Origin of the sequence: Pseudobacillus sp. 179-B 2D1 NHS, from assembly GCF_045370945.1 — a bacterium.
Classification (GTDB): domain Bacteria; phylum Bacillota; class Bacilli; order Bacillales; family Domibacillaceae; genus Pseudobacillus.
Map to the genome: position 1 here is coordinate 235,725 of NZ_JBIQDP010000005.1, position 11,250 is coordinate 246,974.

General features: G+C 41.1%; 11 protein-coding genes and 2 tRNA genes. 3 read left to right on the forward strand and 10 right to left on the reverse strand.

The genetic code is table 11. The features are described 5' to 3' along the window. The first annotated feature begins 244 nt into the window (after positions 1 to 244). Positions 245 to 991 (forward strand): SDR family NAD(P)-dependent oxidoreductase, encoded by a 747-nt coding sequence (locus ACH0BF_RS07650; protein ID WP_340851550.1) that lies wholly within the window; start codon positions 245 to 247, stop codon positions 989 to 991. Between the two features lie 375 nt (positions 992 to 1,366). Next, complete coding sequence (locus ACH0BF_RS07655; RefSeq protein ID WP_120035898.1) at positions 1,367 to 2,332, forward strand: bile acid:sodium symporter family protein; 966 nt, start codon at positions 1,367 to 1,369, stop codon at positions 2,330 to 2,332. Between the two features lie 426 nt (positions 2,333 to 2,758). Here ACH0BF_RS07655 and glmS read toward each other — a convergent pair whose 3' ends face one another. From glmS to sigW, 7 genes are all read right to left on the reverse strand, one after another. Beyond that, positions 2,759 to 4,561, reverse strand: a complete 1,803-nt coding sequence (gene glmS / locus ACH0BF_RS07660) for a glutamine--fructose-6-phosphate transaminase (isomerizing) (protein ID WP_340851551.1) — start codon at positions 4,559 to 4,561, stop codon at positions 2,759 to 2,761. Next, entirely contained in the window at positions 4,530 to 4,739 is a 210-nt protein-coding gene (locus ACH0BF_RS07665) for a hypothetical protein (RefSeq protein WP_120035896.1), read from the reverse strand. Before ACH0BF_RS07665 ends, glmS begins: the two co-directional genes overlap by 32 nt. 267 nt (positions 4,740 to 5,006) lie before the next feature. Next, positions 5,007 to 6,356, reverse strand: a complete 1,350-nt coding sequence (glmM, locus tag ACH0BF_RS07670; protein ID WP_120035895.1) for a phosphoglucosamine mutase — start codon at positions 6,354 to 6,356, stop codon at positions 5,007 to 5,009. A gap of 42 nt (positions 6,357 to 6,398) precedes the next feature. Next, the gene (locus ACH0BF_RS07675) at positions 6,399 to 7,382 is read right to left on the reverse strand and encodes a CdaR family protein (protein WP_120035894.1); all 984 of its coding nucleotides are present in this window, start codon (positions 7,380 to 7,382) and stop codon (positions 6,399 to 6,401) included. Further along, on the reverse strand, positions 7,375 to 8,208 hold the full coding sequence (gene cdaA / locus ACH0BF_RS07680) for a diadenylate cyclase CdaA (RefSeq protein WP_120035893.1): 834 nt from the start codon (positions 8,206 to 8,208) through the stop codon (positions 7,375 to 7,377). The genes ACH0BF_RS07675 and cdaA overlap by 8 nt, the downstream gene beginning before the upstream one ends. 141 nt (positions 8,209 to 8,349) lie before the next feature. Continuing rightward, complete coding sequence (locus ACH0BF_RS07685) at positions 8,350 to 8,958, reverse strand: anti-sigma factor family protein (protein ID WP_120035892.1); 609 nt, start codon at positions 8,956 to 8,958, stop codon at positions 8,350 to 8,352. Positions 8,959 to 8,976: 18 nt separating this feature from the next. Beyond that, the gene (sigW, locus tag ACH0BF_RS07690) at positions 8,977 to 9,540 is read right to left on the reverse strand and encodes an RNA polymerase sigma factor SigW (RefSeq protein WP_406909221.1); all 564 of its coding nucleotides are present in this window, start codon (positions 9,538 to 9,540) and stop codon (positions 8,977 to 8,979) included. A 170-nt stretch (positions 9,541 to 9,710) separates the two neighbouring features. Between sigW and ACH0BF_RS07695 the strand changes: the two genes are divergently transcribed. Further along, a complete protein-coding gene (locus ACH0BF_RS07695) occupies positions 9,711 to 9,860 on the forward strand; it encodes an aspartyl-phosphate phosphatase Spo0E family protein (RefSeq protein ID WP_120035890.1) in 150 nt (49 codons plus the stop codon). 46 nt (positions 9,861 to 9,906) lie between these two features. Here ACH0BF_RS07695 and rocF read toward each other — a convergent pair whose 3' ends face one another. The 3 genes from rocF to ACH0BF_RS07710 all read right to left on the reverse strand — a co-directional run bounded on the left by rocF (position 9,907) and on the right by ACH0BF_RS07710 (position 11,108). Then, the gene (gene rocF, locus ACH0BF_RS07700) at positions 9,907 to 10,812 is read right to left on the reverse strand and encodes an arginase (protein WP_120035889.1); all 906 of its coding nucleotides are present in this window, start codon (positions 10,810 to 10,812) and stop codon (positions 9,907 to 9,909) included. A 144-nt stretch (positions 10,813 to 10,956) separates the two neighbouring features. After that, positions 10,957 to 11,029 (reverse strand) — tRNA-Lys (locus tag ACH0BF_RS07705). 4 nt (positions 11,030 to 11,033) lie between these two features. After that, a tRNA-Gln gene (locus ACH0BF_RS07710) sits at positions 11,034 to 11,108 on the reverse strand. Positions 11,109 to 11,250: the final 142 nt, after the last annotated feature.

Sequence of the window (11,250 nt, forward strand, 5' to 3'; positions counted from 1 at the left end):
ATAAATCTGGATCAATAGCCGGAAAGGTAGCGATTATTACAGATGCTGTATCCGGATGGATTCATTATGAATACTTCGTTGATAGCTAAAATAGTTGGGACAGGAGCAACGAATACTTCCCCTGTATCAAAAGGTAAAGCATGAGTCTTTACAAATTATCCTGATGGTATTGTTCGTAAAACCGAAGAGTGAAATAAATGGAAAAGTTTTTTTATTTAATCCAAAAATGAAAGGGTGTTTATATATGGGCCGTTTAAGCGGAAAAGTGGCAATCATTACTGGAGCTGCGATGGGGATGGGTGCTTCTGAAGCAATATTATTTGCAAAAGAAGGAGCAAAAGTGATCGCAACAGATGTTCAAGTAGAACCTTTAAATCAAGTCGTAAAGGAAATTAAGGAAAATGGCGGCGAGGCTGTCGCCATTAAACATGATGTTACATCTGAAGAGGAATGGAAATCTATCATTGAGGAAGCAGTGAATTTATACGGAAAAGTCGATATCCTTGTTAATAATGCAGGTGTTTCATCACCAAAAACAATTGCAAACATGGAAATGGATGAATGGAATAAAATTTTGGATATTGACTTAAATGGCTGCGTAATCGGAATGAAATATGTCATCCCTGAAATGAAAAAAGCAGGCGGCGGTTCCATCATCAATATTTCTTCAATCGGCGGCCTTGTCGGTATGGCTGGTACAAGCCCATATACAGCAGCAAAGGGCGCCCTTCGTGTCTTATCAAAATCAGCAGCTGTTGAATACGGAAAAGATAAAATTCGCGTCAATTCTTTGCATCCAGGCATTGTTGTCACACCGATGACAGAACCAACGATGAAAGACGCACTTCCTTACTATAAAACCTATACACAACTTCCATACTTTGGCGAACCAGGAGACATTGCTTATGGTGCACTTTTCTTAGCCTCCGATGAGTCTCGCTTTATGACAGGGTCTGAATTAGTTATCGACGGCGGCTGGACTGCTCTTTAATCTCTATTTAAGGATCATCTAGGAAACCACGCTCTACTCTATTTCAAATCTATACAAATGAAAACAGATAATAAAGTTATTTAATTATGATCTTATAAATGCAATAACCACCTATCGCTTAAATTGATAGGTGGTTTTAAAGTTATTTAATGATTATATTAGCCTTCTACTAATACTTGGAGTTACTATAAGTCAGTTACTAAGATAATAATTAACTTCCATAGATTTAAATATTCTAATCAGAATGTCTAAATTTTATATAAAAATCAATAATTAAAACTAACATAGTTAACCGATTAATTATTGTACTATTGTTTATTTTCAGTTTTTACTATATAATTCAACACATTAAACTAATTTTAAAAGAGGGACAAAATGAAAACTTTAGAACGTTTCAGTCAGTTTGTTAGTAGTACATTTGCTATTTGGGTATTAATTTTTGCAGCATTTGCTTTTTTGTCACCAAATACATTTTCCTGGATTGGCGGATATATTACTATTTTATTAGGAATTGTTATGTTTGGTATGGGTTTAACCATTACCGTAGATGATTTTAAAGAGGTATTAACAAGGCCAAAAGATGTTGCCATTGGAGTAATTGGTCAATTTGTTATTATGCCTACTCTTGCTTACCTGTTGGCGAAAGGATTTAATTTACCACCGGAAGTGGCAGTAGGAGTTATATTAGTTGGATGTTGTCCAGGAGGAACCTCATCGAATGTCATGACGTTTTTATCTAAGGGGGATGTTGCACTTTCTGTAACTATTACGTCTATAACAACTATACTGGCCCCCTTTGTTACACCGGCACTTATTTTATTATTCGCCAGTGAATGGGTTGATATAGCCCCAAGCTCTTTATTCATTTCGATTGTGCAAGTTGTCTTACTTCCGATTATCTTAGGAATCATAGTCCAAAAAACATTTAAAAAACAAGCACAAGCAAGCGTGAAAGTGTTACCGTTGGTTTCAGTAATTGCAATCGTAGCCATTGTATCAGCCGTTGTTGCCGGAAGCCAAGCAAAAATCGCCGAAACAGGTTTGCTAATTTTTGCGGTTGTTATTTTGCACAACACACTTGGTTATTTCTTAGGTTACCTATTTGGAAAATTGTTCAAAATGAATTTATCAAAGAAGAAAGCAGTCGCAATCGAAGTTGGCATGCAAAATTCTGGATTAGGTGTCGCCCTTGCAACTGCTCATTTTTCACCTTTAGCAGCAGTACCAAGCGCAATCTTCAGTGTATGGCATAATATTTCAGGCCCCATTTTGGCAACCATCTTTAGACGTATGAAAGATAAAGAAGAGAAAAGCGATAAGAGTATTACTAAAGCAATCTAACGAGAAAAAATAAAGAAATATGAGAGTTATGACTGCATTTTCTTTATTTTTGAAGCAGAGAGCCTTACTTTGTGTATTATCATACTTAATGTTCAACCAAATTAAGACTCTCATTTGATCATTGAAGAGTACGACCAAGAGAATACGGATTTACAACGATAAGAAATCTCAATATTTAAAGCCCAATTCCTCCACACTAAAATTGAGAAATTGGGCTTTTTTCATTACTCCACAATCTAGCCTTTTAATGGAACAACTTATTGTCACTCAACAGTTCCTTAATCGATTTTTCAATTTCAGATGTTCTTTTTCTTTTCACTATAAATACACCCCTTTAGATAATCTAAAGGGGTGAAACGGTATGATTCTTTATAAACGATATAACTTTATTTCAAAGCCACAAAAATCAGCCTCTATGCCAATCAATTACTCCACTGTCACACTCTTTGCCAGATTACGCGGCTTATCAACGTCACAGTCGCGGTGCAAGGCTGCATAGTAAGCGATCAGCTGTAATGGCACCACAGAAACAAGCGGTGTAAGAAATTCATGAACAGCCGGAATCACGAAGCGGTCCTCTTCGCTTTCCAGGCCTTTCATAGAAATAATGCAAGGGTTTGCGCCACGGGCTGTTACTTCCTTCACATTGCCGCGAATGCTCAAGCTGACTTTTTCCTGAGTAGCTAAGGCAATCACTGGTGTACCGTCTTCAATTAAAGCGATGGTTCCGTGCTTTAATTCTCCCCCAGCAAAGCCTTCCGCTTGAATATAAGAGATTTCCTTCAGCTTTAAGGCGCCTTCAAGGCCAACGTAATAGTCAATGGAGCGACCGATGAAGAAGCAGTTGCGTGTCGTTGCAAGGTAGTCCCTAGCAATTTGTTCAAACTCATCTTTCGTATCGCAAAGCATTTCCATCGCGTTTGCCACAATGCCCAGTTCATGGACAAGGTTAAATTCTGTTTTAATGCCGAGTGATTCGGCCACAGCGTTCGCTAAGATCGCGAGTACAGATACTTGGGCTGTGTAGGCCTTGGTAGAAGCAACAGCGATCTCAGGGCCTGCATGAAGCAATAGTGTATAATCCGCCTCACGAGAAAGGGTGGAGCCTTGAACATTTGTAATCGTTAAGGCCTGATAGCCCATCTCTTTCACTTTTACAAGCACTGCACGGCTGTCTGCTGTTTCCCCACTTTGAGAAATAAAGATAAATAATGGGTTTTTAGATAGAAGCGGCATGTTGTAGACAAACTCACTTGCCACATGCACTTCTGTCGGGATTTTTGCTAGCTTTTCTAAATATTGTTTGCCAACAAGTCCGGCATGGTAGCTCGTTCCGCAAGCTATGATATATAAACGGTCGGCTCCTTTGATCGCTTCAATGATTTCTTTATCGACTGTCAGCTCTTCTTGCTCGTTTTGATAGGCTTGGATCAGCTTTCTTACTACAAGCGGCTGCTCATCAATTTCTTTCAGCATGTAATGCGGATACGTGCCTTTTTCGATATCGCTGGCATCCAGTTCCGCTGTATAAGGGGCACGTTGAACTTCTTCGCCGTTTAAATTTTCAATTATTACTTTTTCCTTTGTCACGATGACCACTTCTTTGTCCATTAATTCTACAAACTGGTCTGTTACTTGAATCATTGCCATGGCATCGGAGGCAATCACGTTAAATCCTTCTCCGAGACCGACAAGAAGTGGACTTTTATTTTTAGCTGCGAAAATCGTTTCCGGGTCTTCTCTATCCAGCAAACCGATTGCATAAGAACCTTTCAGCAGCTGCAGCGTTTTACGAAAGGCTACCTCTGTTTCCAGGCCTTCATGGACAAAAAGTTCAATCAACTGAACAATCACTTCTGTGTCGGTGTCGCTTTTGAGCGGTACATCGAGCAAATACTCTTTTTTAAGCTGCTCATAGTTTTCGATTACACCATTGTGAACGAGTGTAAACCGGCCGGATAAGCTTTGATGAGGATGAGCATTCTCTCTGCTTGGCACGCCGTGAGTCGCCCAGCGTGTATGGCCGATTCCTGTTACTGCGCTTACCTTCTCGTCTACGATCTTGCGCAGATCAGCAATCCGTCCTTTTTCTTTAAACACATGCACATCCTGTGCATCTCTAATGGCAATGCCCGCAGAGTCATAGCCCCGGTACTCCAGCTTTTCCAATCCGCTCAATAAGATTTCTTTCGCATCCTTATAGCCGATATAACCAACAATTCCGCACATAAAATGTTCCTCCTATAAAGAAGGCAGGCAAAAGCAGAGCGCTTATTTGCCGCTCTTCTTTTTCTATTCTCTTTTTTTGTTCCGCATTTCCATTCCCTTTGTCCACAAGGTTACCCTCGTGATTTAAGGAAGGACTGTCGGTTGTGCGGTGATCAACCGGGAGGCATCCGCCGAACATTTCGATAAACCTCCTCCTCGTCAACTAGTCAGGCTCTCTCCCGCTAGTTCAGGCGCTTTATAAAATAAACTAGTATAAAGTGGGCTCTTCTCCTTTCTTTACTTCATTTGTAAAACAGGATTATCATACACTACCCAATTTCCCGCCGTCAACTACTATTTTCTTTTTTAACAGAAAGCCAATATTATTACATTTATATGAAAAAAGAGACGCTTAGGTGCGTCTCTTTTTTGTCATTCCCGGATACCCCGTTAGTGAAACATTCTTCTATTCGTTCAGGCCCATTTCTGCTTTAACAACATCAGCAATCCGCTCAACAAATAACTTACATTGTTCTTCTGTTTGCGCTTCGACCATCACGCGAACGAGCGGTTCTGTGCCAGATGGTCGAACAAGCACGCGTCCGTTTCCATTCATCTCTGCTTCTACCTCAGAAATAACAGCTTTTACTTGTTCATTTTCCGCTACTTTATACTTATCAGTCACCCGTACATTCTCTAAAATCTGCGGGTACTTCTTCATTTCCGCTGCAAGCTCTGATAAAGGTTTTTTCGTCATCTTCATAATATTAACAAGCTGTAAACCTGTTAGTAAGCCGTCACCCGTCGTGTTGTAGTCAAGGAAGACAATATGGCCAGACTGTTCTCCGCCAAGATTATATTGATCCTTTTTCATTGCCTCCACTACATAGCGGTCGCCGACTGCTGTTTGTACGCTTTGGATACCGAGAGCTTCCAATCCTTTGTAAAACCCAAGATTGCTCATAACCGTTGAAACAACAACAGACTGATTCAGCTGTCCTTGTTCATGCATATATTTAGCACAGATAAACATAATTTGATCGCCGTCTACAATATTACCTTTTTCATCGATAGCAATTAAGCGGTCACCATCGCCGTCAAAAGATAAACCGACATCTGCTTTTTTCTCCAACAAGAAAGCAGCTAGCGCCTCTGGATGCGTAGAGCCGACTCCATCGTTAATATTTAAGCCGTTAGGAGACGTCCCCATCGTTGAAATATCTGCCTCTAAGTCGGCATACAGGTGGGGAGCTAGCGAAGAAGTGGCCCCATGTGCGCAATCAAGTGCGATGTGAATGCCAGAGAAGTCTTCATCCACCGACTGTTTCAAGTACTGGATATATTTTTGACCGCCTTCGAAATAATCGCTGACCTGGCCAAGGTTCGCACCTGTCGGCCGCGGCAAATGATCTGTTTCTTGGTCGAGGAGAGCCTCAATTTCTTCTTCCTGCTCATCGGATAATTTGAAGCCATCTGGACCGAAGAACTTAATTCCGTTGTCTCCTACCGGATTATGAGAAGCTGAGATCATCACGCCCGTTTGCGCATCCATCACTTTGGTTAAATAAGCGACACCTGGTGTGGAAATAACGCCGAGACGCATTACTTCTGCCCCGATGGACAAGAGGCCGGCAACAAGAGCCCCTTCCAGCATATGGCCGGAAATGCGAGTATCACGGCCTACCACAACTTTCGGGCGATCTGCGTTCTTCGTTAACACATATCCTCCGAACCTGCCTAACTTAAAGGCGAGCTCCGGTGTTAACTCCGTATTCGCCACGCCTCTTACTCCATCAGTTCCAAAATACTTTCCCATGTATTGATTCTCTCCTTTGTTTTACCTTCTGTTCAAACGGCTTTATTCGCCGCTTTCCTTTTCTGGTTCATCTTCCGGACTTCCTTCGACTGTCACTTTTACTTTTATGATTTGCGGAGAAACAAAGTTTAAACCTTCACCAAGTTCAATTGGCACAGTAATGGTCGCGTCTTTTTTTATCCCATCCACTTCCACTGGAACAACTAACTCTTCCATTTCCTTCAAAATAGCTTCTTTTCCGTAAATGGTAATCTCTTCTGTTTCAGGTTTAATGGATTTAATTTTGATTCCCTTCGGTGGTGTTCCTTTCGGAAACATCCTGAGTGCTATTTTTTTGCTTGGATTTTTTACAGAGATAGATACTTGCACCGTCTCCGGCTCCACCTTAACATCCAGCTTATTTAATTCACCGTCCAGCACTTGTACCTTGGCTGTACCAGTTGTTTCTTTGTCAACTTTTTCTTTTACATCTAGGGTCGCTTTCACATAGACAATTTTATTAAGTGCTGCTTTCGATCCAGTCACTTTTACTCGCTTCGGATCTACGGAAACGGCTTCTTCCTGATATCCTTCTGCCAGCATATTATCGTTAAATTCTGGGCTGACAACAAAGTAGTCGGATACTTTTTCTTCAATAGTCACATCTACTGTTTCCGGAATGACCCTTACTTTTAATTTGTCAGACAGCTGTTTATATTTAATTGGTACACGATGCTTTCCTATACTCGTGTTTGTTAAATCAATGAAAAGTTCAAAATCTCTTAACCGCTTCGCCGATTCAATGATACTTTTCGGTCCTTCCAATTCCACTTTTACTTTATCTGGAATGCCCGAAACAAATAAGTTTTCCGTATCATAGTATGCTTGCACCGGTACATCGGTAATTATTTCACTGTTCGTCTGAGAGGATTTATCTGCTTTTTGGATTAATTGAAAATCATTAAAGTTCACAGATATGTACAGCAAAATAGTTAGAAGTAAAGCAACGATACGCACAAACCAGGAGCTTTCCACAAATTTATCCATCGCTTTTTCTCCCCCTCCAGATCCACCGGTTTGAGGAATCGCTTTGCGTTTTAAGCAACTCGTGACTTAACAGTTTTTCAAAATCCTCAGCGGCCAAGTCACGGAATAAGTCACCATTTTTTGTAACCGAAACGGCCCCAGTTTCCTCAGAAACAATAATCGTGATGCTGTCGGTCACTTCGCTGATGCCCAATGCCGCTCTGTGTCTCGTGCCAAGCTCTTTTGAGATAAATGGGCTCTCTGACAGCGGCAAATAGCAGGCAGCGGCAGCTATTTGGTTTTTCTGTATAATGACAGCCCCGTCATGAAGTGGAGTATTGGGAATAAAGATGTTGATCAGCAGTTCTGATGTCACGGCTGAATGCAAAGGAATTCCCGTTTCGATATAATCGTTCATGCCTGTCTCTTTTTCTATGGAGATAAGAGCACCAATTCGTCTTTTGGCCATATAGCTGACCGACTTGGTGAGCGCTTCTATTAAATCCCGCTGCTCTTTATCTTCCTGTGCCACATTCCGAGAAAAGATGCTTCCCCTTCCAAGCTGCTCCAGGGCCCGGCGCACCTCAGGCTGGAAAATAATAATAACCGCCAGGAACCCCCACGTTAATGCTTGTTCCATAATCCAGCTTAATGTATCGAGTCCGAGCAGCCCGCTTAACCCCCGTACGACTATAATAACAAAAATACCTTTCACGAGCTGAACGGCTTTCGTGCCGCGTATGACCATTAAAAGTTTATAAACAACAAACCAAACAAGCAGTATATCAAGCGCATTGGATAAATAATCCAACACTGTAAAATTTTCGAAGTAGTTTGAAAACGGCATATTACATCCTCCAATAATGTAATGACTGCAGCCGTACAGAGGCTTTATCTTTACTTAACCAGCATATTATAACACAGTCTGCCGAAAAGTCAGAATGAAAAGGGACAAAGCTGGTTCTTTAGAAAATAGGCGTTCTTTTTTCTACTCGAACACACCTACTACTGCTTTCTTTAATTTGAACCACATCCAGCCGAAAGCTTCATCAATCTCTTCAATTTCACCTGTGACGTTTCCAGCGGAAGCCATGTACTTTTCACCGTTAATGACAGTAACGTCACCTTGTACCTCTCCTTCAATTCGAATATCGCCATTTCTCACAACAATATCTCCCTGCACTTTTTCGCCGGCCGGGACGATTACTGTATCGTTTTCGATATGAAGATTGTCGTACTTAGTGAAAGCAAAATTATCTGCTTCCTGTTGCCACGAGGATAAAAGGCCCCCCGTCGTTAAAGCGAAAAACAAAGAAGCTGCCGTGAAAAACGGATGCTTTCTAATCCAGCGTTGAACACCAATCACTCTCGTTTCTTTTGGCAAGGAGAGCACGACTTTTTCTGTAAATCTTTCAGGAGCTTTTATATGAGACAGACTTTGTACAAGCGCAATGGTTTTCTTTAGCTCTAAGAAATGCTGACGGCAATCATCACATGCTTGTAAATGTGCTTTTAACTCGCGCTGTTCTCCAGAAATAAGCTCCCCATCTAAATAACTATGCATCAAGCGAACGATCTCTTTTTGACAAGAAGCCATGATTTCACACATCCCTTCTCACATATTCCGCAAATACTTACGAAGTGCTTCCCGCCCTCTATGTATACGTGTTTTTACCGTACCCAAAGGCAATTCCAAAATATCTGCAATCTCTTGCAGCTGCAGCTCTTCGATATATTTTAAGACGATGACTGACCTGTATTTCTCAGGAAGATTAAAGATAGCTGACTGGATGATTTCTTGCAGCTCCAGATTTTCCACTGCTTCTTCCGGAAGTTCTTCCGTAGAGGCAACTTGCGAATACATGTTGAGACCTTCTGTACCCGAAATTTCGGCATCAAGATGGTAATCCGGTTTTTTCTTTCGAATTCGGTCAATACAAAGGTTGGTCGCAATCCTATAAAGCCATGTGGCGAATTTCTTTCCAGGGTCATACGTATGGATATTAACAAACGCTTTAATAAACGCTTCCTGTGCGGTATCCTCTGCCTCGTGACGATCCCATAGCATCCGGAAGCAGATTTGATATACCTTATCTTTGTAAAGTTCTACGATCTCACCAAAGGCATTTTGATCACCCTTTAAAACTTGCTTGATCCTTCTTTGGACAATTAACTCCATTATTTTTTTACCTCCTGCCCTCGCAGGTATCTTTTCATACGATTATCATCTAAAAAGGTTTCAAAAAAGCACAACTCTATCATAACAAATTACAAAAAAATGTTTACATTTTTTTGTAAAAGGGTATAGTAAATGTAATTAATTTAGACGGCGGGAGTTGAATAAGAGCGATGGCTGCAGCGGAATTACTAGAGGAAATTGAAGATTGTCGGAATCATATGGTGAATTTGGCTATGAAAACATCCTTCTCCGATAAAAAAGTAGTAGAAATCAGCGTACGTCTTGATCAACTGCTAAACCAATTCGAACAATTAAAATAACCGGAACCGTTGGCATGAAGCCAGGTTCCGGTTATTTTTTGCCTTCTTATAGAAGCTTGCTTCCAAATAAAGAGGCCATTAAAGCGACCGCTACAGAGGCGGTTTTATTTTTCTCATCGAGAATTGGATTCACTTCCACAAACTCCGCTGAAGTAATTAACCCGCTTTCTGAAAGCATCTCCATCGCCAAATGACTTTCCCGGTAGCTAATTCCGCCAATGACTGGTGTACCAACTCCCGGTGCATCACTTGGATCAAGTCCATCCAAGTCAAGTGACAAATGAACGCCATCTGTTCTTTCCTTTAAGTACTCGATCGTTTCTTCAATGACTCTTGTCATTCCTAAACGATCAACTTCATGCATGGTATATACTTTTATGCCTTTTTCCTTAATAAGGGCTTTTTCTCCTTCGTCCAGATCCCGAGCGCCGATGATAACCACATTTTCCGGTTTTACTTTTGGAGAATCCCCATAAATACCAGTAAGATCTTCATGGCCAAGACCAATGCTGACAGCTAATGGCATACCATGAATATTTCCTGTAGGAGAAGTTTCTGCTGTATTTAGATCACCATGCGCATCGTACCAAATAACGCCTAAGTTATTATAATGTTTAGCTACACCGGCCAGTGTTCCGATAGCAATACTATGGTCACCGCCAAGCACAAGAGGAAAGCTGCCTGATTGGATAACGTTGTCTACTTTTTCGGCCAACTGATGGCTTGCTTCGGCAACCGCTTTCAGGTTCTTTAAATTTGTATTTTCGCTATGAACAGAAAGCTTTTTGTTAATTTCAATGTCACCGCAATCTTCTACTTCATATTGCAAACCTTCTAGACGTTCACTTATACCTGCATAGCGGATAGCACTAGGACCCATGTCTACCCCTCTGCGTAACTGTCCTAAATCCATCGGTACTCCGATGATTGCTATTTTCTTTTCATTAGTCATAAGAACTCTCCTTTCATGTTGCTCGCTTTATTTTAACCGAAAGAAAGAACTTGACTCAACTGGACACTTTTATGGATAATTATTCACATTTTTCACAAGAAAAAAGCTGTTTTAGTTGAATAACTAAAACAGCTTTTTAAAGAGTGAGCCATGAAGGACTCGAACCTTCGACCCTCTGATTAAAAGTCAGATGCTCTACCAACTGAGCTAATGGCTCGTTATGGCTGGGCTAGCTGGATTCGAACCAACGAGTGACGGAGTCAAAGTCCGTTGCCTTACCGCTTGGCTATAGCCCAATGAAGTATAGACGAAATAAAAAGGACATTATAAATATGCCCGCATTTCATTTGTTTTATTCATAAAAACTGGTGGAGGGGGACGGATTCGAACCGCCGAACCCTGAGGGAGCGGATTTACAGTCCGCCGCGTTTAGCCACT

Excerpts from the sequence above, each read along its gene's own strand:
- ACH0BF_RS07650 (WP_340851550.1), top strand. The coding sequence starts at position 245 with ATGGGCCGTTTAAGCGGAAAAGTGGCAATCATTACTGGAGCTGCGATG.
- ACH0BF_RS07655 (WP_120035898.1), top strand. The coding sequence starts at position 1,367 with ATGAAAACTTTAGAACGTTTCAGTCAGTTTGTTAGTAGTACATTTGCT.
- glmS (WP_340851551.1), bottom strand. The coding sequence starts at position 4,561 with ATGTGCGGAATTGTTGGTTATATCGGCTATAAGGATGCGAAAGAAATC.
- ACH0BF_RS07665 (WP_120035896.1), bottom strand. The coding sequence starts at position 4,739 with ATGTTCGGCGGATGCCTCCCGGTTGATCACCGCACAACCGACAGTCCT.
- glmM (WP_120035895.1), bottom strand. The coding sequence starts at position 6,356 with ATGGGAAAGTATTTTGGAACTGATGGAGTAAGAGGCGTGGCGAATACG.
- ACH0BF_RS07675 (WP_120035894.1), bottom strand. The coding sequence starts at position 7,382 with ATGGATAAATTTGTGGAAAGCTCCTGGTTTGTGCGTATCGTTGCTTTA.
- cdaA (WP_120035893.1), bottom strand. The coding sequence starts at position 8,208 with ATGCCGTTTTCAAACTACTTCGAAAATTTTACAGTGTTGGATTATTTA.
- ACH0BF_RS07685 (WP_120035892.1), bottom strand. The coding sequence starts at position 8,958 with ATGGCTTCTTGTCAAAAAGAGATCGTTCGCTTGATGCATAGTTATTTA.
- sigW (WP_406909221.1), bottom strand. The coding sequence starts at position 9,540 with ATGGAGTTAATTGTCCAAAGAAGGATCAAGCAAGTTTTAAAGGGTGAT.
- ACH0BF_RS07695 (WP_120035890.1), top strand. The coding sequence starts at position 9,711 with ATGGCTGCAGCGGAATTACTAGAGGAAATTGAAGATTGTCGGAATCAT.
- rocF (WP_120035889.1), bottom strand. The coding sequence starts at position 10,812 with ATGACTAATGAAAAGAAAATAGCAATCATCGGAGTACCGATGGATTTA.